The sequence below is a fragment of the Streptomyces sp. NPDC004629 genome (assembly GCF_042873595.1).
Lineage (GTDB): Bacteria > Actinomycetota > Actinomycetes > Streptomycetales > Streptomycetaceae > Streptomyces.
Window position 1 is genome coordinate 1 of the sequence record NZ_JBIALO010000020.1, and the last position, 23675, is coordinate 23675.

Sequence of the window (23675 nt, forward strand, 5' to 3'; positions counted from 1 at the left end):
CTCGACAGGCTTCACGGTCTCCAACTCCACGGCGGTGTCAGTCACTTGACGTCTCTCCCATGATCGTCAGATCCGCCGTTAGATTTACACTCCCGAACCGCGCAAGATTTCTGCTACGAGAGCCTGACGATCATGTGAGACTTGCAGCATGGATATGGGGCGGGAATCGCGTTGGGAGAAGGACGCGATGACAGTGGAGATTATGTTCGCCCTAGTGACGGCTGCTGTCCTAGCCGCAGGCGTGTTCGGCGTGCTCTTGGTCCCAGCACTGGCCGTGGGTGTCTCCGAGCCTGCGGGGAAGAGTCTGCTCATGGTGGGGATCGTGCTAGCGGTCATTGCTGCGGTGTGGCGTGTGACGCGGGTGCTGCTCCGCTTCGATGTGAGTCGGCGCCAGGGGCGTTGACCCGAGGCTGCAAGTGGAGGGCACTGCCCAAGGACTTCCCGCCCTGGCGAACTTGCTATGGATTCATGGCTCGTTGGGCTGCCGCAGGAGTCATCGGGCAGATCCGTGACCAGCTCCGCAAACGCATCCGCCGGGAGATGGGCCGGGCCCCCGGAGCGGTCGCCACCGTCATCGACTCCCAGTTGGTCAAGGCCGCGGACACCGTCGGGCGTGACTCCCGCGGCTACGACGCCAGCAAGAAAATCAACGGCCGCAAGCGGCATCTGGTCGTGGACACCAAGGGCCTGCCGCTGTTCGTCATGGTCACCCCGGCTGACATCACGGACCGCAGCGCGGCCAAGGAAGTCCTCTTCCGGCTGCGGCTGATGCATCCCGAGATCACGATCGTCTGGGCCGGCTCTGCCTGTGCCGGACAGCTCGTCGACTGGGCGATGACTTACCTGAACCTGACGATCAAGACCGTCAGCTGCCCGAAGGACGCCGTCGGGTTCGTCGTTCTGCCCCGGCGCTGGGTCGTCGAACGCTCACACGCCTGGGTCATGCACGCCCGTCGGCACGCACGCGACTACGAACGGCTCATCCAGCACTCGGAATCGCTCATCACCTGGGCGGCGATCACCCTTATGACCAGGCGCATCACCCGCCGAAGCTCCCGCAGGAGCGGACAGCCGGCCTCCCGCGAAGCTCAACGCGACTGATCGTCTCGGCACTGACGGCCAGCAGTCCGGTGGGACCGGAATACGCCAGGAACCTGCCGCGAAGTTCAGTGCCGCTGGCCAGCAGCACTGGCACGGACTCGTGAGCCATCGCCGCATTTCAGAAGCGCACCCGGGCTGTTCTGCCAGCGGCAGAACGCCCGCCCGACCGGACTCGACGGTCACTACAGTCCAGTCTCATGGTGACGATTACCACGCGTACGGTCGAGTACCCGGCCGACGGCCTCACGATGATCGGGCACCTCGCGCTCCCCGCCGGTGTCGACTGCCGGCCCGCGGTCCTGATCGGGCCCGAGGGGATGGGGCTCAGCGATGTCGAGCGCCGCCGGGCCGATGCGCTCGCCGAGCTGGGATACGTGGCGCTGGCCTTCGACCTCCACGGCGGGCGCTATTTGGGCGACCCCGAGGAGATGCTGGCCCGTTGCATGCCACTGCTCGTCGACCCCGACCGGATGCGGGGCATCGGACACGCGGCGCTCGACGTGTTGCGCTGTGAACCGCGGGCCGACTCCGACCGGATCGCCGCCGTCGGTTACGGCACCGGGGGCGCAATCGTGCTGGAACTCGGGCGCGACGGCGTCAACCTGCGCGCGATCGGGACAGTCAACGCACTGACCACGGGCCGACCGGGCGAGGCGGCGCGCATTCGCTGCCCGGTGTGGGCCGGGGTCGGGTCGCAAGACCCGATCATGCCGCCCGCGCAACGGGACGCGTTCACCGCCGAGATGCAGGCCGCCGGCGTCGACTGGCGCCTCGTGGTCTACGGCGGAGCCCTGCACGCCTTCCACCACCCATCGGTCGACCACACCGTGCTGCCCGGCGTCGGCTACCACCCACGGCACGCACGGCGGGCCTGGCACGACATTGTCGACCTGCTCGCCGAGTGCTTGCCCGTGGCGGAGTGATCTGGTCGACAACCGCGATTCCGGGCCGCGCAACAGGCCGGTCGACCGCCACCGGCTCCGGTTGAGGGATGTCCCGTAATGATCTTTGATGGGCCATGTCAGCTTCATGCGGGCGAAGGTGTGCTCGATGTGGGCGCGAACTTGCTTGTGGGACCGGTTGTGTTCTTCTTTCCAGGCCGGGAGTTCGGCTTGCCCGACCGCTCGCCGGTGGGGGATCACCAGTCCGGTGCCCCGGTAGCCGCCATCGGCGAGCGTCGTGGTGGTGCCCACGGCGGCCTTGGCGCCGGATTCCTCCCAGCCGCGGGAGTCATGGCGATTTCCCGGCAGCGGTCGGCCGACCACGACGACCAAGCGGTGACGGCGTCGATCACGACCTGATGGGCAGTCGAGTAGCGGTAGTTTTTGGACTGTTCGGCGATCGAATGGTCGCGCGTGGGCACCAGGGTGCCGTCCACGATGAGCACGGTGTCCTTACGGAACCGCCGACGAGGCTGGAGCGCGAGCCGGGGGCCGAGGTGGTCAATGATGCGGTCGGCCGCGGACTTCGAGATGCCGAAGAGCGGGGCAAGCCGGCGCATCGTCAAGTTTGTGCGCCAGTATGTCGTCACGAGCAGCACGCGGTCTTCCAGCGGCAGACTCCACGGACGGCCCCGCCGCACCACATCCGCGCCCTCCCGTCGCAACGCGGCCACCAACCTGCCGAAGCAGCGCGGGCTCAGCCCAGTGAATGGAGCTATCCAGGACGGCTCGGACGCCGTGATCACAACTGCCACAGCGCGTCATCACCGCAAGGCAAGATCGCTTCGCCTTGAACACGATGGGCGCCCGCGACTGCGCGCTCCGTACCGCAATGCCGCCTCAAGCTGCGATGTCGGCTTCGGGTTGGAGTGCAGGGCCGAGCAGCAGGCCCCCGTCCAGGACGAATTCCGAGCCCGTAGCGAAAGATGCGTCCTGGGAGGTGATGAAGAGCAACAGGCGCGTGATCTCAGAGGGTTCGGCGAGGCGGGGGATGGCGAAGGGATCGGGCGAGTAGAAGTCGGCGATGGCCGGCTGGCCTGCGACGGTGGGTTCGTTGATCAGCGGTGTGGAGACGACGCCGGGGTGGATGGAGTTGACCCGGATGTTGTCCCGCCCCAGTTCCAGCGCGGCCGTCTTGGTCAGCCCGCGCACGGCCCACTTGCTGGCGGTATAGGGGGCGTAGAAGGCCGTGCCGAGGTGGGCCATGGTCGAGGCGATGTTGACGATGGTTCCGCCACCGCCCCTGCGCATCGACGGAGCCACGGCCTTGATGCCGAGGAACTGGCCGGTGACGTTGACGCTGAAGGTGCGCTCCCAGGTGCGGAGTTCGGTGTGCTCGATAAGGGCCGCCGGGTTCTGGACGCCCGCGTTGTTCACCAGGATGGTGATCGGCCCGAAGTGGCCTTCGACGTCTCGCACCACCGCCGCCCAGTCGTCCTCGCTGGCGACATCCAGGTGAACGGACAGAGCCCGATGACCGAGCTGAGCAGCGAGATCGCGGCCGGCGTCGGTGTCGCGGCCGGCAATGACGATGTTCGCCCCCTCGGCGTGGTAGCCCTGCACATGACTGCTGCCCATGCCCCCGCTGCCGCCGGTGACGATGACGGTCTGGCCCTCAAAGCGCCCCATGGTGCATCCTTCCAGGCTTGCATTAATAGTGAGCCGAGTGACTCACCTCCTCTCTCAAGGTAAGAGCGGGACCAGAGGCGAGTCAAGTGACTCACCTCGCAGGCAGGGGCATACTGAGGGCATGACGGCACAGCCTTCGGAATATCACCGGCGCGTGGCAGCGCAGAAGCGGACGTCCATCATCGAGGCAGCCACCGAGCTGTTCCTCGACTCCGGCTACGACGGCACCTCGCTGGCCCGCATCGCCGAGGCGGCCGGAGTGTCGAGGGCGACACTGTTCAAGCAGTTCACCACCAAAGCGGCCCTGTTCGAGGCGATCGTCACCGAACACTGGAAGGTCGACGAGGAGGAGGCTCCCCTCCCCGAGCCGGGGGACCTCCGTGCAGGGCTTGAGGCCATCGGACGCCGATACGTGGCGCTTCTCACCCAGCCCGGCATGGCTGCCCTCTTCCGCATCGTCATCGCCGAGGTACCGCGCTTCCCCGAGCTCGGCGAGACCCAGTTCAAGCTCGGCAAGATGCCCTACTTCGAATCGGTCCGCCGCTACCTGGCGGCGGAGAACGCCGCTGGTACAGCCCGGCTTGACGATGCGGAGATGGCAGCGACCCAATTCCTCGGGATGATCTCCAACTACGTGTTCTGGCCGCGGATGCTGCTCGCACGCTGGGAGCCCGACGACTCCGCCATCACCAACGCGGTCGACCAAGCGGTGCTGACCATGCTCGCCCGATACGGCGCGCCGGGGTCCCACGGCGCCTGAGACGCCAGGTGCCCCACCGAAGCCAAAGGCCGATTGCGGGACAGCCCTTAGCTTGATCTTTAACCTCACGTCGCTGCGGAATGCCTGCCGGTGGAGAAAATGCAGTGCGTGCTGGCACCACGCTGGTCAGACTCATGACATGACTGAGAAGATCACCCGCATCAACCCCGCGCAGCTGCATGAGACACCCGGCTACCACCACATCACCGTGGTGGAGGCAGGCCGTACCGCCTATCTGGCGGGGCAGTGCCCGCTTGATCGGAATGGTGACCTCGTCGGTTCCGGTTCCCTCAAGACGCAGGTCGACCAGGTTGTCGCGAACGCGCTCGCTGCCCTGGCAGCGGTGAGTGCCCAGCCTGAACATGTGGTGCGGTCAGTGATCTACGTGCGGAGCGATGAGAGGGACATTCTCGGAGCCGCATGGCGTCGGCTCACCGAGTCTGCCCTGGGTCCGGCGTTCACCACCGCCAGCACGCTCTTGGGCGTCGCCCAGCTGGGCTTTCCGGGACAGCTCGTCGAGGTGGATCTCACTGTGGCGCTGCCTGACTGACTTCGAACGGCGTATCGAACCGGGTAGCCCAGCTGGGCATTCGCGGGACGCTGGGGCGGCCTTCGTCTGATCATGTGCTCCGGCCAAGGTGCACCGATCAAGACGAAGGCCGTGAAGGTGAGTCTGCTGCCTGACGCCGGTCCCGGGGAAGCGTTCGCGCAAGCGTCACGCTTCCGCGAGGACCTGTTCGACTGCCTGACCGTGCGCGGGGACGAGCTGTTCGGGCTCGTGGACGCATTGCTGTGCGCGGACGGCCCGGTGACCTCGCCGGTGGACCTGACGCTGGTGGCCGAGCACCGGCGTGGGCACGGTGCGATGTACGACGCGCTGAACCACGGGAACGTGGACGTACCCCGGTTGCGGCAGGTGCTGGCCGGTCTGCCGATGCCGCGGGCCGCCGACGGGCCCCTGGTCCTGGCGGTCGATGTCAGCAACTGGCTCCGCCCCGACGCCCCGACGCCCCGACGCCCCGACCAGCGCGGATCGCCTGTTCTGCCACGTCTACGGCCGCAGCGGACGCTCCTCGGACCAGTTCATCCCCGGCCGGCCGTACTCGTTCGTCGCCGCCCTCGAATCGGGCCGGACGTCCTGGTGCCAGCTCCTGGACGCCGTCCGCCTCGGACCCGAGGACGACGTCGCCGAGGCCACCGCCTCCCAGCTCCGCCGGGTGGTCACCGACCTGATCGAGATGGGCCGCCGACACGTCGGCGACCGCGACATCCTCATCGTCTTCGACGCCGGCTACGACGCTCCACGCATATCCCACCTCCTCGACGGCCTCCCGGTCGAGGAGATGGGACGGATGCGTTCCGACCGCGTCATGCGACGGCCGACACCCTCGCTCAGGAAGTACGCCCTGGCCCATCCCCAGGGCGGGCGACCGCCGAAGCACGGCAAGGACTTCCGCTTCGCCAAAACGGACACCCGGGGTGAGCCGGACGCGGCCACGACTCAGGTCACCGACCGATACGGCACCACCCGCGCGATGGCCTGGGACCGTATCCACCCGCGCCTGACCACCCGCTCCGCCTGGATCGAGCACACCGGCGAACTCCCCCTCATCGACGGCACACTGATCCGCCTCCAGGTCGACCGACTGCCCGGCGGAGGAGACCCGCTGCCGCTCTGGCTGTGGTCGTCCGCCACCGGCCTGAACTGCGAGGACGTCGACGTGCGCTGGCAGGCATTGCTGAGGCGTTTCGACCTGGAACACACCTTCCGGCCGATGAAACAGACCCCCGGGCGGACCCGCCCGAAGCTGCGAACCCCCAAGGCCGGCGAGCGCTGGACCTGGCTGATCATCACCGCCCACACCCAGATCCGCCTTCTGCGCGAGGCCGCCGCCGACTTGCGGCAGCCGAGGGAGAAACCCGCCGAGCCCGGCCCACTCACCCCGGCCCGAGTCCGCCGGGGATTTCGGAACCCCCGCCCGCATCTGCACTGCCCGACCCACGCGCCAAAACCCCTCAACCCCCGGACCTGGCAGGCCACTTGACTCGACAAACCGGCGGCCCGCCACCCGTTACGACGTGGTAAAACCGTGAAACGACCAGAGAGCATCACCGAACAAAACCGACTCAAACCATAAAGAACAAGCTGAGTGCCTGTTCCTGATCCGGGTACGCCAAGCGGCGAGAGGATAGCCGACGGAGGACTACTGGCTCTGGCACATGATGCCGGTCCAGGATTTTCCGGGCTGCCGCACCTCCGTGCGGCCTGGTTGTCAGTACACGCTGATACAACTCTTGCGAACGACCCGGCGAGCAGAGGAGACCCCGTGGGCGACTGGGGAACTGGCAACTTCGAGAACGACACAGCCGCAGACCACCTGTCGATCCTCACGGACCGGCTCATCACCGAGGTCGCGGACGCGATGGCCGGCGACCCGGTCGGGATCGAACCCGACGAGTACTGGGGAGTCGCGGTGCCGGCCAACTTGGAGTTGCTGAGCCTCCTGGCGCGGCAGGGTTACGTAGGGGCGTCACTGCCTGAGGCTGATGTGGTCGAGGGGTGGAAGAAGACGTACATGGCGGTGTGGGAGGGCTACATCGACGAGTTGGAGGTCTCATCGGGTTACAAGGACGAGCGACGCGCAGTCCTGATCCGTACTTTCGACGAGCTGGCCGCGCTCCAGAGGAAGGAGAACTCGGACTGAGGCGTGCCCTGGAACGGACACTCACACGGCGTGCAGGACGAGCGGCACCTCCCCTCCACCAACTGGTACGGCGAGCTTGGAGGACCCCGGTCCGCTCGCCAGGATGAGATGCGCAGCCCGACCACCGCACACTGACCAGGCTCTGCGCCGCGCGGTGGGGACTCCCCACAGCCATCTTCCTTTCGTACGGTGGCCGCATGCACAGGGACGGCGCCTCTGGAGGTGGCCGTGGCCGACCCGTCGATCACCCCCGTGGACCTGGGCGGCAGCGGGCCCGTGTTCTGCAGCGCGGCGATCCGGCCGAGTTCGGCTCGTCACGGGACTCGGCCGAGGCACACCTCGTGCGGACGCGCCACAGCCCGGCGGCGCTGCTCCTGCGCCGCGTCCGAAGGTGACGGCCTACCTGCACGGTGCCTGTGTCGGCGCGGGCATCGAACTGGTGGCGTTCGCGGGCCACGTGGTGGCCGCCCCGGACACGACCGTCCGGCTGCCCGAGAGCGGCTGATCCCCGGCGCGGGTGGCACCGTGAGCCTGGCGGCCCGTATAGGTCGGCATCGGACCGCCTGCCTGACCCTTTCCGACACCGCGCTGCCTGCGACGGAGGCACTGCGCTGGGGGCTGGTCGACAAGGTCGTACGGCGTGGTCAGCCGGTCTCCGGGGGCCCCACCCGCACCAGTCCGCTCTGGTAGGCGACCACCACGAGCTGCGCACGGTCACGGGCCCCCACCTTCGTCATGGCCCGATGGATGTGACTGCGGACGGTGAACGGACTGAGGAACAGCGCGTCGGCGATCTCGTCGTTGGACCTGCCGAGCGCGGCGAGGGTGACGACCTCGCGTTCGCGGCCGGTGAGCGCGGAGAGGCTGTCGGCGCAGGCCAGGGGACCGTCGGTGTCCGGAGCGGCGAGGAAGCGGACGATGAGGGCTTTCGTAGCCGTGGGCGACAGCAGCGAGTCGCCGGCCGCCACGGTGCGGATGCCCGCGAGGAGGGCGTCCGCGCTCACGTCCTTGCCGAGGAAGCCGCTCGCCCCGGCGCGCAGGGCACGGGCGACGTTCTCGTCGTCGTCGAACGTCGTGAGCACCAGGACACGGGTGCCGGACAGCTCCTCACGTCCGCAGATGTCGGCGGTGGCGGCGAGCCCGTCGGTCGACGGCATCCGGATGTCCATGAGCACCACGTCCGGCCGGTGGGTGCGGGTGAGGTCGACCGCTTCCTGACCGTCCGCGGCCTCCGCGACGACCGTCATGTCCGGTTCGGACTCGATCAGGATGCGGAAGGTGGCCCTGAGCAGGGCCTGGTCGTCGGCGAGCAGGACGCGGATCGTCATGAAGCGGACCGTTCGTCGTCGTTCAGCGGGAGAGAGCAGAGGACCTCGAAGCCGCCCTGCGGGCGTGGTCCGGCCCGGAAGCTGCCCCCGGCGGCCAGGGCCCGCTCCCCCATGCCGACCAGTCCGAAGCCGCGTTCGGTGCGGCGCCGGCGGACCGCGCCGCCCCGGGGACTGCCGTCGTCGGTGACGGCGATGGTCAGGTCGGAGGGCGTGTAGGTGAGCCGGAGGCGGGCGGTGGCGGAGGCGGCGTGTTTGGTGACGTTGGTCAGCGCCTCCTGCACGATGCGGTACGCCGTCAGGTTCAGTCCGGGGTGCAGGACGCGCGGTTCCCCCCGCACCTCCACGGACACGTCCAGGCCGGCCTCCGCGCAGGTGTCGAGCAGGCCCGGCAGGTGTTCGAGGCCAGGAGCGGGAAGCAGATCGTCGGGGGTGTCGCCGTCCTGGCGGAGCAGGCCCACGGTGCGTTTCATCTCGCGCAGCGCCTGGGCGGTGGTGCCGGACAGGTGCTCCAGCATCTCCACGGCCTGGGCGAGGTTGGAGCGGGCCAGGTGGGCGGCGGTGCCGGCCTGGGCGTTGGCCAGGGCGAGGTGGTGGGCGACGACGTCGTGCAGTTCCCGGGCGATCCGCATGCGTTCCTGGACGACATGGTGCCGCGCCAGTTCCTCCCGTTCGCGCTCCTGGTGTTCGGCCCTCGCGGCGGCGTACTCGCGGCGCACCCGGGCATAGCTGCCGAAGGCCGCCGTCAGAAGCACCCACCCGACCGGGTTGATGAAGACGACGAACATCGAGCCGCGCAGGGACGGGGTGAGCCCCAGCCCGGCGAGCCCCATGCCCGCCGCGGCGGCCGAGGCGCTGTACCAGGTGGTGCTGCGGCCGGTGCGAAGGGCAACGGAGTACAGCGCGGCCAGCAGCGGTCCCATGACGAGCGGGGTCAGCAGGAAGCCGAGGGCACCCAGTGTCATGGTGCACAGGGCGGTCACGGCCAGCACGGTCAGCGGACGGCGGTGCCGCCACCACAGCGCCGCGCTGGCGGCGAGGCTCAGCAGGACGCTGGGCCACATCGACAGGGAGTCGGGTAGGAACCAGGCGGTGGTGAGACAGCTCACCGCCGTGACCACGAAGAGCGCGGCGGGTAGGGCGATACCGGAGGTCCGGGACCGGCTCGTGGTCCGGCGCCGCCAGGCTGTGCTCATCGAACGTTCTCTCCGAGGGGTTACGTGTGACCGGGCCATGTTCGCAGACCGAGCCACCACCTGGTTCGGCGTGGCGGCGACCCGGTCGCGCGTCCGCTCAGATACGGGCCGTTTCCCGCGGGCGGATCTCCTGCTCACCGGACGCGGGCGGCCCGGCGGTCAGGCCGGTGCCCTCGATGTCCACATTGGGCAGCAGCCGGTCGAGCCGGCGGGGCAGCCACCAGGCCTTGGCACCCAGGAGGGCGAGCACCGCCGGCACCAGCGCCATGCGGACCACGAAGGCGTCGAAGAGGACCGCCACCGCGAGTCCGAAGCCGATCGTCTTGATCATGGAGTCGCCCTCCCCGATGAATCCGGAGAAGACCGCGATCATGATGACGGCGGCTGCCGTGACCACGCGGGCGCTGTGCCGGAAGCCGGCGACGACCGCCTCTCCGGGACGGTCCCCGTGGGCGTAGGCCTCCCGCATCCGGGACACGAGGAAGACCTCGTAGTCCATGGCCAGTCCGAAGACGATACCCACCAGGAAGATCGGCATCAGGCTCATGATCGGGCCGGTCTGCTCCACGCCGATCAGCTCCGCTCCCCAGCCCCACTGGAAGACGGCCACCACCGAGCCGAGCGCCGCCAGCACCGACAGCAGGAACCCGAAGGCCGCCTTGACCGGCACCAGGACCGAGCGGAAGACCACCAGCAGCAGGACGAGGGCCAGGCCGACGATGACGGTCAGATACGGCACCAGGGCGTCCTGCAGTGCCTGGGCCACGTCGATGTTCATGGCGGTGGAGCCGGTCACCTCGAAGGTCGCGCCGGTGTCGGCCTCCAGTCCGGCCCGCTCCGCGCGGATGGCCTGGACCAGGTCCTTGGTCCGCTCGTCGGTCGGGCCGGTGCCGGGAACCGCCGAGACGAGCGCGGTGTCACCCGCCTCGTTGAAACGGGCGGGAGAGACGGAGACGACGCCCTCGGTGTCCTTGATCTTTTCGGCGACGGCCGCCGCCGCGGCCTCGGGGTCGTCGACGCCCTTGGCGTCCACCACGATCGTCAGCGGCCCGTTGAAGCCGGCGCCGAAACCGTCGGCGAGCGCATCGTAGGCCCGCCGCTCGGTCGTCGTGACCGGCTTCGACTCCGCGCCCGGCATGCCCATCTCCAGTTGGGCGGCGGGCAGGGCGAGCGCGCCGAGGCCCGCGACACAGACCAGCAGCACGGCGACGGGACGGCGCAGCACGAACCGCGCCCACCGGGTACCGGCGTTGTCCCGCTCCGGGGAACGTCCGGCGCCGGCCTGCTTCGTCTTGCGCGTCCGGCGGGGCAGGACCGCGTTCGGCCACATGCCCAGCAGCGCGGGGACCAGGGTGAGGGCGACCAGTACGGCGACCGCGACGGCACCCGCGGCGCAGATGCCCATCTTGGTCAGCATGGGCACGTTGATCACGGACAGCCCGACCAGGGCGATCACGACGGTAAGACCGGCGAAGACGACGGCCGAACCGGCCGTGCCGACGGCGAGGGCCGCCGCTTCCCGTGCCTCGTGCCCCTTGGCTCGCTCCTCTCGGTAGCGGGAGACGACGAACAGGGCGTAGTCGATGCCGACCGCGATGCCGAGCATTGAGGCGAGCGTGCCGGTGGTGGCGGTCAGGCCGAAGGTGCTGCCCAGCACGAAGATCGCACACATGGTGACGCCGACGCCCATGAGGGCGGTCAGCAGCGGCAGCCCGGCGGCGGCCAGCGAGCCGAAGGTGACCAGCAGGACCACCGCGGCCAGCGCGAAGCCGATGACCTCCGCGGCACCGCCCGCCCCAGGCGTCGTGGCGAGTGCGTCGCCGCCCACCTCGACGGTCAGTCCGGCGTCGCGAGCCATGTCGATGGACTTCTCCAGCGTGGTCTTGCTGGCGTCGGTGAGGTCGGCGGCCTTGACCTTGAAACTGACCGTGGCGTAGGCCGTGGAGCCGTCTTTGCTCACCGCGTTCGCCTGGAACGGGCCGGTGGCGGCGGCGACCTGGCGGCCGCCGCCGGTCTCCTCCACCAGCTTGTCGATGGCGGCGCGGTGGTCGGTGTCGGTGACCTTCTCCCCGCTTGGTGCGATGAAGACGATCCGGGCGCTGGCCCCGTTCGCGTCGGTGCCGGGGAAGCGGTCCCCGATCAGGTCGAAGGCTCGCTGCGCCTCGATGCCCGGCATGAAGGAGGCGTCGTCGTCACTGGCCCCGGGCGCCTTGGCGGCGCCGGCGCCGAGCGCACCGAGCAGCACGGCCCACAGCAGTACGACGAGCCATCGTCGCCGGAAGGCCGTACGGCCCACTCGATACAGGAAGGTAGCCACGAAGAAGGTACTCCAGGTCGGGTCTTGGGGAGATATCCAAGATCGCCTGTCGCCCCGGTCCGCGTCATCGTGCGTCTGCCGTCATTGCGGCTTGGTCGCTCCCTACCAGGCGAGACGACCAGCTCCGTCCCGAGCATGAGCGTCCCCTCCTCCTCAGGTATGAGTCGTGCACATGACAAGATGCCCCCGGTCAGCCTCAGCGTGCCGCCGGGAGCACTGTCCCATCGCACCCTCGGATCCGCCGCCGGTGGTGAGGACACGACTGAGGCAAGACCACGGCCACTGGGGCGGTTCGAGATCTTCCCGGCTCGGCCTGGATCTACGAAAGTGAACGCGGCACCGTATCAGCCGTCGGCGCAGTCTCAGACGACGAGACTGGAAGCTCTTCTCGATCACCCACTGCCGCTCGGCAACGTCCACGAGCCGGTTGACGTCGGTGCGCACCGGCGCATGGTCGCCCCGCAGCAAAGGCGGCGGGCTTTCCCGCCCCGGGCAGGAGCGGCGCATCCCGCTCGGGTCTGGGCCGAGCGAGCAAATACAGCCCTATGGACAATTGTACGGTCGTACAGCACCCTCCTATACACACGTACAACACCGTGCCCGGGAGGACATGTTGAGCCGAACAGCAGTGGTCACCGGCGGGGCGTCGGGGCTTGGGCGCGCGGTGTGCGCGCACCTGGCCCGGCACGGGCACCGGGTGGCGGTGCTCGACGTGCACGCCGCTGCCGCCGAGGAGGTGGCGGAGCGGTTGCGCGCGAACGGGGCGCGGGTGATCGCCGTGCGGGCCGATGTGACGGACCGCGCCGCCGTCGACAAGGCCTTCGAAGAGGTACGCGCCGCGCTGGGGCCTATCGAGGTGCTGGTCACCAGCGCGGGCATCTCGGCGTTCACGCCGTTCCCGGAGGTGACGGCGGACGACTGGGACCGGATGGTCCGGGTCAACCTCACCGGCACGTTCCACTGTCTGCAGGCCGCGATCGGCGACATGACGGCGGCCGGGTGGGGGCGCATCGTCACCGTCTCCTCCGCGGCCGGCCAGACGGGGTCGATGCGCCAGGCGCACTACGCGGCCTCCAAGGGGGGTGTCATCGCCCTCACCAAGGCGGTGGCGCTGGAATACGCGGCGCGGGGCATCACGGCGAACACCGTGCCGCCGTTCACGGCGGACACCCCGCTGCTGCGCGCCGCCCAGGAGGCCCGGAAGCTGCCCGGACCGGACGTGCTGGCGCGGATGGTGCCTGCGGGCCGCCTCGGACAGGGCGACGACATCGCGGCGGTGTGCGCGTTCCTGTGCTCGGACGCGGCCGGTTATGTCACTGGACAGGTCATCGGAGTGAACGGAGGGGCCGTCACATGAGTGACCGGTTCCGGCTCGACACACGGGTGGCCGTCGTCACCGGTGGCGGCACCGGCATCGGCCGGGCCTCGGCCCTGCTGCTCGCCGCGTACGGCGCCGATGTGGTCCTGGCCGGGCGGCGGCCCGGGCCACTGGGGGAGACCGCCGAGGAGATCGAGGCACTGGGACGGCGGGCGCTCGCCGTGCCCACCGACGTCAGCTGCGCGAAGGAGTGCCGCGAGCTGATCGACGCCGCGACGACCGCGTTCGGACGGCTGGACGTGCTGGTGAACTGCGCGGGCGGTGGCCCCACCAAGAGCCCGCTCAAGTGGACCGACGACGAGTGGGACGACATCCTGGCGCTCAACCTCGGCAGCGTCTTCCACCTCTCCCGCGCCGCCGCCGGGCCCATGCTCGCCCAGGGCAGCGGGTCGATCGTGAACATCTCCTCCGGGGCCTCGCTCCTCGCCATGCCTCAGGCGGCACCGTACGGCGCGGCGAAGGCGGCGGTGAACAACCTGACCGGCTCACTGGCCGCGGCGTGGACCCGCAAGGGAGTACGGGTGAACTGCGTCGCCGTGGGCGCGGTCCGGGCGGCGACCCTGGTGGACGAGGCGGAGCGGCAGGGCGTCGACCTCGGCACGATCGCCGCGACCAACGGATCGGGGCGACTCGGCGAACCCGACGAGATCGCGCACGCCGTACTGTTCTTCGCCTCCGACGCCTCCGGTTTCTGCTCGGGCCAGACGCTCTACGTGCACGGCGGCCCCGGGCTCGCCGGGGTCTGAAGGGGCTCCAGCCGGTCCAGGTACCGCTCCACAAAGGCGATCGTCTCGGCGTGGGCGGTCGTCATGCCGGCCGCTGCCTCCATGGCCATCACCCGGGGGATGTTCGTCATGAGGAAGACCAGCACCTCCGGCGCGGGTTCCACCGCCCCGGGCCCGGCGGGCACCGGGGACGGCGGTGCCTTCGCCAGGGCGTCGAGGGCCATCGCCCGGGCCTCCTCTCCTGCCCGTGCGATCTCGGCCCTGATCGTCTTGCGGTGATTGGACAGTGCCATGAGTTCGTAGGTGAGCGTGGCGGCGATCCAGTCACTTGCGTACGCCCACACCGCACGCAACGGCGGTCCCTTCGCCAGCCCTTCGGCGAGCAGGGCGAGCCCCTGCTCGCTGCGGTGCCGGACCAGGGCGGTGAACAGGTCGTCCAGGATGGGGAAGTAGTACTGGACCAAGCCCGATGTGACGCCGGCCCGGGCGGCGACGGCGCGGTAGGTGACCGCCGCGTACCCCTCGTCGAGCATGAGCTTCTCGGCGTGGGACAGCAGGGCCGCACGGGTCTTGGACGTCCGGTTGCCGACCCGCCGGGTTCCCGCCATGTGCCCTCGCTCCTCGCTTCCGCCGACCACGTGGGTCCGCGCCCCGCGTCGGGGCGGGGCGCGGCGTCGTCCGAGTCTATGAACCCGCACTGTCTTCGCTGCACCACCCCTCGACAATTGTACGACTGTAAAGCACGATGCCTTACGAGCGTACAGCGCATGTTGCTGCACCCCCGTCGAGGAGAGCCGATGTCCCAGACCGGCCTGTACTACGACCCGTACGACACCGTCCTGGACCAGGACCCCTATCCCACCTACCGTCGCCTGCGCGACGAGGCGCCGCTCTACCGCAACGACCGCCTGGGCTTCTGGGCGTTGAGCCGCTTCGCCGATGTGGACGCGGCCCTGAAGGACACCGTCCGCCTCAGTTCGGCCAAGGGCGACATCCTTGAGGTGGTGCAGGCCGATCCGGTGATGCCGCCCGGCGTGTTCATCCACGAGGATCCGCCGCAGCACACCGTGCACCGCGCCCTGGTGTCCCGCGCCTTCACGGCGCGGCGGATGCGGGCGGTCCAGGAGAAGATCCGTGCGTTCTGCCGCGCCTGCCTGGACCCGCTCAGCGGAGCCGACCGGTTCGACTTCGTGGCGGACCTCGGCGCCGAGCTTCCCATGCGGACCATCGGGATGCTGATCGGCATCCCCGACGCCGATCAGCCCAAGGTCCGTGACCACGCCCAGCGCAACCTGCGCAACGAGCCCGGCAAGCCGCTGCCCATCGACAAGGACAACTACGTCGACCCGGGCATGTACGCCGAGTACGTGGCGTGGCGCCGGAAGAACCCCTCGGACGACCTGATCAGCGAGTTGCTGGAAGTGGAGTTCAAGGACCTGGACGGAACCGTCCGCAAGCTGCGCGAGGAGGAACTCCTCACTTTCCTCACCGTGGTGGCGGGAGCGGGCGTGGAGACCACGGGCCGTCTCTTCGGCTGGATGGGCAAGGTACTCGCCGACCATCCCGCCCAGCGCCGGGAACTCGTAGCCGACCGGTCCCTGATACCCAACGCGATCGAGGAACTGCTGCGTTTCGAGCCGCCGGGACCGCACGTGGCCCGGTACGTCACCGAGGACGTCGAGTACCACGGCAGAACCGTCCCGGCGGGCTCCGCGATGCTGCTGATGGTGTCCGCCGCCAACCGGGACGAGCGGCGCTTCACCGACCCCGACCGGTTCGACATCCACCGCGACATCGGCCACCACGTCACGTTCGGTCACGGGGCGCACTTCTGCCTGGGTGCGGCGCTGGCCCGGCTCGAAGGCCGCATCGGCCTGGAAGAGGTTCTGGACCGTTTCCCCGAGTGGGAGATCGACGATGCGAACGCCAAGCGCTCCCCCACCACCACGGTGCGCGGCTGGGACAGCATGCCCGCCGTCCTCGCCTGACCGGGTGTCAGGCATGCCTGCCAGCGGGTCGCCTCGATGCCCTGCTCTGTGTGCGCCAGTTCCCAACGGTCCACTCGCGTACCGGAGTTGTCCATGACGCTGACGTCGTGGGTCGCGGTGGCCCAGTCCCATCCGATGAACACGGAAGCTGTACTCCTGTGACTTCGACGGAGCACCTGCCCGGTGGTGAGGTCGTCTGCCGGAAGCTCATTAATCGGCCCTCAGCGGGGCGTGTCCCTGAAGCCGATCAGACGGCCTCGGCCCGGCGGGGCCGGCATAACTCATGCTGGCCATCGCGTAGCACGCGAGCGCGGCCGTGCACCCGCCGGGACCGAGAGGTCACAACCCTACCCGTGAGGGCTGCAGAAGGGATGGTCCTCTAATGAGCGGCACACCGGAGCCGTCGGAGTTCTCCGCCGAGCGGCTGGCGCGGCTGGAGCGCGACGTGCGGTATCTGACCGACCGGCAGGAGATCCTCGACTGCGTCGCCCGGCACGCGCGCGGACACGACCGGTTCGACGTGGACCTGCTGACCGCCACCTACCACGAGGACGGCGTCGACGAGCACGGCCATGCCGTCAATTCAGGCCCCGAGTACGCGCGGTGGGCCAACACGGTGCACTCCGGGGCTGCCGAACTGCACACGCACAACATCACCACGCACCTGTGCGAGATCCACGGGGACACCGCACACTGCGAGAGCTACGTCCTGGTCGGCCTGCTGTCCCACGACGGCAGGACCACCCAGCTGATGAGCGGCCGCTACCTCGACCGACTGGAGCGGCGCGACGGCACCTGGCGCATCGCCGTACGCCGCAGCACCGTCGAGTTGGCGCTCACCGCGGACGCCTCCCTGCTGCAGTCGGGCTTCTTCAAGAAGCAGGGGTTCGTCAAGGGCACACGGGACGACACCGACCTGTCGTACCACCGGCCGCTGGACCTGGCGGACGAATCCGCGCAGCGGTGGTGACGGCTCTGCCTCCGGCAGGAGGACGGAAGGGAGGACGAGCGTGCGCATCGGACTGACCGGGGGCGCAGGCAGCATCGAACGGATGGTGCGGCAGGCCGAGGATGCGGAGCGGGACGGGTTCAGCTCGCTGTGGTACGCGAGCGCGGTGGCGGGCGACCCGCTGGCGGCGCTGGCGGTCGCCGGCCGGGCCACCTCGTCGATCGAGCTGGGCACGGCCGTGCTCCAGACCTATCCCTGCCACCCTGTCCTCCAGGCGAGCCGTGCCGCATCGGTGCCGTTCGCCATGGGCCGGGCGGGCTTCACCCTCGGCATCGGTCCGTCCCACCGGCCACTGGTCGAGGACGTGCTGGGACTGTCGTACGACGCTCCCGGAGCGGCCACGGAGGAGTACCTGCGCATCCTGACCACCCTGCTGCGGGGCGACCCGGCGGACGTCACCGGACAGCACTGGTCCGCGCACACCCCGCCGCCCGCCGTGCTGCCTCAGGCGGGGGTGCCGGTGCTGCTGGCGGCGCTGGGGCCGCGGCTGCTGCGGGTGGCCGGTGAGTGCGCGGACGGGGTGGTGCTGTGGATGGCCACAGACCGGGCAGTGGGTTCCCATGTGGCTCCGCGCCTGCACAAGGCCGCAGCGGACGCCGGACGCCCGGCCCCGCGGATCGTCGCCGGGCTGCCCGTGGCCGTGCACGACGATCCGGACGCCGCCCGGGAGTCGACGGCCCGCACCGCCGCGGTCTACGGCGACCTGCCCAACTACCGGCGCATCCTGGAGATCGGCGGCAAGTCCTCCCCCGCCGAGGCCGCCCTCGTGGGTGACGAGGCAGCCGTGCGCCGCCGGGTGCGCGCGCTGCTCGACGCAGGAGCCACCGACGTCTGGGCGTTCATCGTCCCGGTGGGGGACGACGGGGACAGCCGCCGGGCCTCGGTGCGCCGGAGCAGGGAACTGCTCCGGGAACTGGCCACCGAGGCCGAGTAGGTCCTCCGGTCAGAACTCCCGTCGCTCGGCCGCGGAGACGAAGCCCTTCATCAGCTGCTGGGGGACCGCCTCGCGCAGCTCGGCGTGCAGCGAGATCTGGCCGCCGCCGGGCACCGAGAACACGGCGCCGCTGATGCCGGCCGCCTCCTGCGTGGCGTTGAAGGAGAGGTGGCCCGGTGACGCGGCCTGCGGGCAGTACGCGTTGACGGTGATGCCGAAGCGCGTCAACTCCTTGGCGGCCGTCTTCGTCGGCGCCATGCTGCACATCTGGTTTGTGGGGACGTACGGACGGCGGTCGACCTGCCGGTCGGCCGCCGTCCGTACAGGCCACTCAGCTCGGTGCCGAGCCGAGCCGCCGGGCGATCGGCTCGAACTCCGCGTACGTGCTGACCAGCGGGGCCGACTCCCACGTCTGCTGCGCCATCACCCGCAGTCTCGGGAAAAGGGACTCGGTGGTCTTCTCCTCGGTCCAGGTGGTGGTTTCACCATCGTTCCAGAAGTGCACGGCGGAACCGCGGTTGGCGGGCTCCGCCGGATCGAGGTCGTGGAAGGGATACCCGCTGCCGTTGTCGTCGGTGTAGGCGAAGCCGTGGAAGCGGTGTACGGACCAGTTCTCGTACATGGCCCGGGGTGTGGCCGCGGGCGGGTTGAAATAGTCGGGGTAGGCGTAGGTGGGGTAGAAGCCGGCGTTGAGGACGGTGTAGCCCTGGGAGACGAGTTCTTGCGGGGCCACCGGGTTGGTGCTCGGTATCGGGGTGTTGAGGTCGGTCCACCACTCCACGATGACGTTGTCGTCGACCGGGAAGGCACTGCCGGGTATGAAGGTGTCGTTCCAGACGCGGAGAGTCTTGCCCCGGGATCGCACCAGGCTGTTGAACTCGTTGATCAGGCCGTGGATGCCGTCCAGCGCCGTGGCGGACGCGCCGAGCGTCTCCTTGGCGTACTGCTCCAGCTGCGGGTAGTCGGCGAACTCCGCCTCGCCGAGGAACTCGTCGGCGCCCATGTGCCAGTAGGGACCGGGAAACAGCGGCAGGAACTCCTCGACGATCTCGCGCAGGAAGTCGCGGGCCGCCGGAATCGAGTAGTCGAGCTTGTTGGGAGCTGCCTTGCCGTCCGCGTCCTTCAGCTGGAACTCGGGGTGGGCCTTCAGTGCCCAGCCCAGGTGGCCGGGCATGTCGACTTCGGGCACCACGGTGATGTGGTGCCGTGCCGCCAGTTCGATCAGGCTGCGTACCTGGTCCTTGGTGAGGAAGTCCGGTGACTGCAGGCCCGCCTCACTCTCGATGCGCCAGCCCTGGTCGTCGCTGAAGTGCCAATGGAGGTGGTTGAGCTTCAGGTAGGACAGTTCCTTGATGTGCTGTACGAACCAGTCGTAGGAGTGGTGCTGGCGGGCGGTGTCGATCATCAGACCGCGTTCCGCGTAGCGCGGCCAGTCACGGGCGGTGCCGGCGGGGACCGTTGTGTTCTGCCGCAGGAGCTGGAGGAGGGTGCGAGTGCCGTAGAAGACTCCGGTCGACGCCCTCGCGCTGATGCGGACGCTGTCGCCGACGGCGAGCTGGTACCCCTCGGTGCCGAGGACCGTGTCCCGTGCACACAGGTCGAGCACCACGTCACCGTCTCTGGGGGCGGCGTTCGTCACCACGACCGGGCAGGCCACGCCGGTCAGTGCCCGCAGGTCGTCAACGAAGAGCCGGACGTCGGAGCGAAGGCGTCGGGAGTCGGCGGGCCGGACGAGGATGCGGGAGGACGGGCCGAACCGGAAGGAACCGGAACGTGCCGCCCATTCCCGCAGTGCGGGGATGGTGACCGGCCGGGCCGACACATCGGCTGCGGACGACGCCGCGGACGCGGGGAGCGTGGTGGCCTGTGCCGTCTGTGCCGCCGCGGCGCCGGCCAGTGCGCCGAGCGCACCCGCCATGATCCTGCGCCTGCTGGGACCGTTGGTGCTCATAGCCAGTTCCTCTCTCGTGGACGACGTCCGGCCAGTCGGACGGGCGTCGGGAGTACGGACATGAACAGGGAGGGGCGGCCGGCACCCCGGCGGGGCACCGGCCGCGAGGTCACTTCACGGCGCCCGCGGAGAGCCCGGACTGCCAGAACCGCTGCAGCAGCAGGAACGCGATGACCAGGGGGGTGATCGATATCAGGGCGCCGGTGATGACCACGGAGAACAAAGCCTGCGCTCCACCGCCGGCGTTGGCGGTGGCGTTCATCTGGGCGAGTCCGACCGTGACGGGGTACCAGCGCGGGTCGCTGATCATGACCAGGGGCAGAAAGTAGTTGTTCCAGGTGGACACCAGGGAGAACAGGAACACCGTGGTGAAGCCCGGCACGGTCATCGGCAGGGCGATGCGGAAGAAGATCCTGGCCTCACCCGCCCCGTCGATACGCCCGGCCTCCAGCACCTCGTCGGGCACCGAGTCCGCCACGTAGGCGCGCATCAGATAGATGCCGATCGGGTTGACCAGCGAGGGCAGGATCACCGCCCACGGGGTGTCGGTGAGTCCCGCCTCGCTGAACATCAGATAGGTGGGGACGGCCAGTGCCGTCGTCGGCACGGCGATCGTGCCGAGGATCAGGGTGAACATGCCGGACCGGCCGAAGAAGGCGAACTTGGCGAACCCGTACCCCGCCGAGGTCGCCAGCAGGGCTGCTCCGAGTGCGCCGGCGATCGCGTACCAGGCGGAGTTGGCGAGCCAGTGCCAGAACACGCCGTCGGAGTACGCGAAGAGCTCCCGGACGTTGTCGAACAGGTGGAATCGCCCGGAGAACCAGAAGCCGAAGGAGTCGAACAGGTCACCGTTGGTCTTGGTCGCCGAAACGATCAGCCAGAAGAACGGTACGAGGAAGTAGCAGAGGAAGGCCAGGAGGAAGGCGGTCGCGATGACCGACTTCCGGTCCTTGCGCCGCCCGGTCCGGGCTTCCGAGGGCGCCGGCGTGCGGGAGACGGCGGGAGTGTCGAGGGTCTGGGTCATCGTGACCTCCGCAGCTTTCCGAGGCCGAAGACCAGGTACGTCGCCAGGAGGATGACCAGGCCGAGGGCGAAGGAGACCGCGGCGGCATAGTTGATCTGCTGGTCGGTGAAGGCGAGGTTGTAGACGTACAGGTTCGGTGTCCAGTCCGGCGTGATGGCCGCGCCCGCCGACGGGATGAGCACCTGCGGTTCGTTGAAGAGCTGGAACGCTCCGATGATCGAGAACAGCAGGATCACGCCGAGCGCGGGCCGCAGCAGGGGCAGTTTGACGTACAGGGCGGTACGGATCGGCCCGGCGCCGTCCAGTGCGGCTGCCTCGTAGAGATCGCCGGGGATGGCCTGGAGCGCCGCGTACAGGATGATCATGTTGTAGCCGGTGAACTCCCATGTCACGACGTTGGCGATCGAGGGGAGGAGGTGTCCGGCCGACAGGAAGTCCGGGTTGGACAGGCCGATGGATTCGGCGAGTTGGGTGAAGGCGCCGAACTTCCGCCCGTACATGTAGCCCCACAGGAGGCTGGCGACGACGGCCGGGACCGCGTACGGGACGAAGAACGCCAGCCGGAACACTTTCGGCGCCCACACCCGACCGGAGTCGATGAGCAGGGCGAAGACGGTGGCCAGGATCAGGGAGAGGGGGACCTGGACGAAGAAGAACTTGACGATGCGGGACAGGCCCGCGCGGAGCTGGGGGTCATTGAAGGCGTCGATGTAGTTGTCCAGGCCGGTGAAGACCGTGCCGCCGACGATCTGTTCGCGGAACAGACTCAGGTAGCCGGCGTAACCGAGCGGGGCCACGAACATCGCCGTGAACACGAGCATGAACGGTGCGACGAAGAGGAACCCTGCCAGGCCGTGCGGCCGGCGCTGCCGGGGGCGCCCTCGACGCCCGGAAAGTGCGAGAGCCATGACTCAGCCGGTCACCTTGAAGCCCTGCTTGCGGGCGTAGGCGGTGAGCGCGTCCTGCCACGCGTCCAGCGCGTCCGAGAGCGACTTCCTCCGGGTCAGGGCGGTGCCGAAGGTCGGGTTGTAGCTGCTGGTGACGTAGTCGTTGAACGGGCTCCACTGGAAGTCGGTGCTGACCGTCCCCGAGTACTCCGCGAACATCCGGTTGACCTGCTGGCCGCCGAAGAAGGCGGACTTCTCGTCGATGTAGGCCGGGTCCTCCAGCGTGCTGCGCAGCGGCGGGAACAGGGACAGGTCGGTCGCCATGCCCAGGGACGACTGCTTGTCATGGTTGATGAACATGGCGAGGGCGGCCGCGGCCTCCGGGTGCTTGGTCTGCACCGTGACCGCGTTCGTCGACCCTCCCCAGTTGCCCGACACTCGCGCCCCGTCGCTCCACTGCGGTATGGGTGCCACCCGCCACTTGCCGGAGCTTTTGGCGGCCGCGCCCTCCAGGAAGAGCGGAGCCCAGCCGGCGGTGACCCAGGTGGCGTACGTGCCCTTGGTGAGGCCGGCGTACCAGTCGTTGTTGAAGTCCGCGTCGGCCGAGACGACGCCCTGCTGCACGAGCGGGGTCCAGAAGTCGGCCAGTTCCTTCATCTTCGCCGAGTTGACACCGATGGTGACTTTCGTGCCGTTCACCTTGAAGGGCCGGGCGCCGGCCTGCCAAGCCAGCCCGAACAGGTTCGGCGCGTCGTTGTTCGGCAGGTTCGTCATCGCGATCGCGGGGTTCGCGGCGTGCAGCTTGCGGCCCTGCTCGGCGAACTCCTCCCAGGTCTCCGGGACGGTCAGCTTGTAGCGGTCGAAGACGTCCTCGCGGTACAGCATGCCGAGCGGGCCGGTGTCCTGTGGAAGCGCGTAGACCTTGACGCCGTCGGACACCTGCTTCCACGTCCAGTCGACGTAGTCGTCCTTGAGGTCGCCCGCGCCGTACGGTGCCAGGTCCAGCAGGTCCTCGGTGACCACGAAGGCGCTGAGGGTGTCGAAGCCGATCTGCACCACGTCGGGCGCGCCCTTGCCCGCTTTCAGGGCCGTCCTGAGCTTCTTGTACTCGTCGTTGCTCTGGCCGGCGTTGACGACCTTGACCTTGATGTTCGGATACTTCTCCTCGAACATCGCCACCTGCTTCTTGAGATCGACCCAGGTCCAGAAGGTGATCTCCGCCGGCTTCTTCAGCGCGGCGGCCATGCTCGCCGACGACAGCGGCTCGACCGCCTTGTCGGACGAGCCGTCCGAGCCGGAACAGGCGGTCAGCGCCGTCCCCGCGGTGGCCAAGGCGCTCGTGGCGAGGAAGGAGCGACGGCTCCACCCTCTCGAACGGTTCTCCTGCTGACTGGTCATGGGTAGCGCACTCCCTCTTCCGGGCGATCGAACGCCCAGGTGCTGTCGAACATCGACCGCGACGGACACTGCATGTCGGCACAGAGCGACTGCGTCGCCTGGTTACGGGCGCAACGGTTCGGTCACGCCGCCGCCTGAGCCCGGGCGGACGTCCACCCTGACCCCAGGGGGCGCACCACGCCTGCGCGGCACAGTCCGTGCCGGGACGCGGCGGACCGTGCCGCCGGCGCCGCTCGTGTCCCTTCCTCGATTCGGGGCGACGATCTCCGGTGGGTCACGGACCCCACCGCCGGTCTGTCTCCCGGCACGGCGAGACCGAGCACGGCGGCGATCGCTCTGCGAGCCCCCTTCGTCTTCTGCCTGACTACGAAGTCAAGCGGTACCCTGAACGCTCGGGCGCACACGTG

Annotated in this window: 20 protein-coding genes and 3 pseudogenes; 12 read left to right on the plus strand and 11 right to left on the minus strand. The window is 69.1% G+C overall.

The window, feature by feature from the left end:
* Positions 1–148 precede the first annotated feature (148 nt).
* The 3 genes and pseudogenes from ACFYTE_RS27450 (at position 149) to ACFYTE_RS27460 (ending at position 2024) form a co-directional block, all read left to right on the plus strand.
* On the plus strand, positions 149–403 hold the full coding sequence (locus ACFYTE_RS27450) for a DUF6332 family protein (RefSeq protein ID WP_388715715.1): 255 nt from the start codon (positions 149–151) through the stop codon (positions 401–403).
* Between the two features lie 5 nt (positions 404–408).
* A pseudogene (locus ACFYTE_RS27455) lies at positions 409–1058 on the plus strand (IS5 family transposase); the annotation flags it as partial.
* A 240-nt stretch (positions 1059–1298) separates the two neighbouring features.
* Positions 1299–2024: a dienelactone hydrolase family protein gene (locus ACFYTE_RS27460; RefSeq protein ID WP_388715717.1), complete on the plus strand. Its 726-nt coding sequence runs from the start codon at positions 1299–1301 to the stop codon at positions 2022–2024.
* 87 nt (positions 2025–2111) lie between these two features.
* Here ACFYTE_RS27460 and ACFYTE_RS27465 read toward each other — a convergent pair.
* Together ACFYTE_RS27465 and ACFYTE_RS27470 are read right to left on the minus strand one after the other, a co-directional pair.
* Positions 2112–2797 (minus strand): annotated as a pseudogene (locus ACFYTE_RS27465) (transposase); the annotation flags it as partial.
* 85 nt (positions 2798–2882) lie between these two features.
* On the minus strand, positions 2883–3671 hold the full coding sequence (locus ACFYTE_RS27470; RefSeq protein WP_388715721.1) for an SDR family NAD(P)-dependent oxidoreductase: 789 nt from the start codon (positions 3669–3671) through the stop codon (positions 2883–2885).
* 121 nt (positions 3672–3792) lie between these two features.
* Here ACFYTE_RS27470 and ACFYTE_RS27475 point away from each other — a divergent pair, with 121 nt between their 5' ends.
* The 4 genes and pseudogenes from ACFYTE_RS27475 to ACFYTE_RS27490 all read left to right on the plus strand — a co-directional run bounded on the left by ACFYTE_RS27475 (position 3793) and on the right by ACFYTE_RS27490 (position 7136).
* Positions 3793–4431 carry a TetR/AcrR family transcriptional regulator gene (locus ACFYTE_RS27475; protein ID WP_388715724.1) on the plus strand — a complete coding sequence of 213 codons (639 nt, stop codon included), beginning with the start codon at positions 3793–3795 and terminating at the stop codon, positions 4429–4431.
* A gap of 139 nt (positions 4432–4570) precedes the next feature.
* Entirely contained in the window at positions 4571–4981 is a 411-nt protein-coding gene (locus ACFYTE_RS27480) for a RidA family protein (protein ID WP_388715726.1), read from the plus strand.
* 117 nt (positions 4982–5098) lie between these two features.
* Positions 5099–6569, plus strand: a pseudogene (locus tag ACFYTE_RS27485) (NF041680 family putative transposase).
* A 189-nt stretch (positions 6570–6758) separates the two neighbouring features.
* Positions 6759–7136 carry a DUF4259 domain-containing protein gene (locus ACFYTE_RS27490; RefSeq protein ID WP_388715729.1) on the plus strand — a complete coding sequence of 126 codons (378 nt, stop codon included), beginning with the start codon at positions 6759–6761 and terminating at the stop codon, positions 7134–7136.
* Positions 7137–7780: 644 nt separating this feature from the next.
* On the opposite strand, the gene ACFYTE_RS27495 is transcribed toward ACFYTE_RS27490, so the two are convergent.
* From ACFYTE_RS27495 to ACFYTE_RS27505, 3 genes are all read right to left on the minus strand, one after another.
* Positions 7781–8464, minus strand: coding sequence for a response regulator (locus ACFYTE_RS27495; RefSeq protein ID WP_388715731.1), 684 nt, complete (start codon positions 8462–8464; stop codon positions 7781–7783).
* Positions 8461–9657 (minus strand): sensor histidine kinase, encoded by a 1197-nt coding sequence (locus ACFYTE_RS27500; protein WP_388715734.1) that lies wholly within the window; start codon positions 9655–9657, stop codon positions 8461–8463. Before ACFYTE_RS27500 ends, ACFYTE_RS27495 begins: the two co-directional genes overlap by 4 nt.
* 97 nt (positions 9658–9754) lie before the next feature.
* On the minus strand, positions 9755–11974 hold the full coding sequence (locus ACFYTE_RS27505; RefSeq protein WP_388715737.1) for an MMPL family transporter: 2220 nt from the start codon (positions 11972–11974) through the stop codon (positions 9755–9757).
* 613 nt (positions 11975–12587) lie between these two features.
* On the opposite strand from ACFYTE_RS27505, the gene ACFYTE_RS27510 reads away from it, so the two are divergent.
* Both ACFYTE_RS27510 and ACFYTE_RS27515 read left to right on the plus strand, forming a co-directional pair.
* On the plus strand, positions 12588–13331 hold the full coding sequence (locus ACFYTE_RS27510) for an SDR family oxidoreductase (RefSeq protein ID WP_388715740.1): 744 nt from the start codon (positions 12588–12590) through the stop codon (positions 13329–13331).
* A complete protein-coding gene (locus tag ACFYTE_RS27515) occupies positions 13328–14098 on the plus strand; it encodes an SDR family NAD(P)-dependent oxidoreductase (RefSeq protein ID WP_388715743.1) in 771 nt (256 codons plus the stop codon). Before ACFYTE_RS27510 ends, ACFYTE_RS27515 begins: the two co-directional genes overlap by 4 nt.
* Here the strand turns inward: ACFYTE_RS27515 and ACFYTE_RS27520 are convergent.
* On the minus strand, positions 14062–14685 hold the full coding sequence (locus ACFYTE_RS27520) for a TetR/AcrR family transcriptional regulator (protein ID WP_388715746.1): 624 nt from the start codon (positions 14683–14685) through the stop codon (positions 14062–14064). The two genes, ACFYTE_RS27515 and ACFYTE_RS27520, sit on opposite strands and share 37 nt — an antisense overlap.
* A 189-nt stretch (positions 14686–14874) precedes the next feature.
* Here ACFYTE_RS27520 and ACFYTE_RS27525 point away from each other — a divergent pair, with 189 nt between their 5' ends.
* The 3 genes from ACFYTE_RS27525 (at position 14875) to ACFYTE_RS27535 (ending at position 18008) form a co-directional block, all read left to right on the plus strand.
* A complete protein-coding gene (locus tag ACFYTE_RS27525) occupies positions 14875–16065 on the plus strand; it encodes a cytochrome P450 (protein ID WP_388715748.1) in 1191 nt (396 codons plus the stop codon).
* 382 nt (positions 16066–16447) lie between these two features.
* Complete coding sequence (locus ACFYTE_RS27530; RefSeq protein ID WP_388715751.1) at positions 16448–17035, plus strand: nuclear transport factor 2 family protein; 588 nt, start codon at positions 16448–16450, stop codon at positions 17033–17035.
* Between the two features lie 40 nt (positions 17036–17075).
* Positions 17076–18008 carry a TIGR03564 family F420-dependent LLM class oxidoreductase gene (locus ACFYTE_RS27535; RefSeq protein ID WP_388715753.1) on the plus strand — a complete coding sequence of 311 codons (933 nt, stop codon included), beginning with the start codon at positions 17076–17078 and terminating at the stop codon, positions 18006–18008.
* A 9-nt stretch (positions 18009–18017) separates the two neighbouring features.
* Here the strand turns inward: ACFYTE_RS27535 and ACFYTE_RS27540 are convergent, their stop codons facing one another.
* From ACFYTE_RS27540 to ACFYTE_RS27560, 5 genes are all read right to left on the minus strand, one after another.
* Positions 18018–18266: a hypothetical protein gene (locus ACFYTE_RS27540; protein ID WP_388715756.1), complete on the minus strand. Its 249-nt coding sequence runs from the start codon at positions 18264–18266 to the stop codon at positions 18018–18020.
* Between the two features lie 73 nt (positions 18267–18339).
* Positions 18340–19959, minus strand: coding sequence for a family 20 glycosylhydrolase (locus tag ACFYTE_RS27545; RefSeq protein WP_388715759.1), 1620 nt, complete (start codon positions 19957–19959; stop codon positions 18340–18342).
* Positions 19960–20068: 109 nt separating this feature from the next.
* Positions 20069–20983, minus strand: coding sequence for a carbohydrate ABC transporter permease (locus tag ACFYTE_RS27550; protein WP_388715762.1), 915 nt, complete (start codon positions 20981–20983; stop codon positions 20069–20071).
* A complete protein-coding gene (locus tag ACFYTE_RS27555; RefSeq protein ID WP_388715764.1) occupies positions 20980–21891 on the minus strand; it encodes a carbohydrate ABC transporter permease in 912 nt (303 codons plus the stop codon). Before ACFYTE_RS27555 ends, ACFYTE_RS27550 begins: the two co-directional genes overlap by 4 nt.
* A 3-nt stretch (positions 21892–21894) precedes the next feature.
* Positions 21895–23268 carry an extracellular solute-binding protein gene (locus ACFYTE_RS27560; RefSeq protein WP_388715766.1) on the minus strand — a complete coding sequence of 458 codons (1374 nt, stop codon included), beginning with the start codon at positions 23266–23268 and terminating at the stop codon, positions 21895–21897.
* Between the last annotated feature and the right edge of the window lie 407 nt (positions 23269–23675).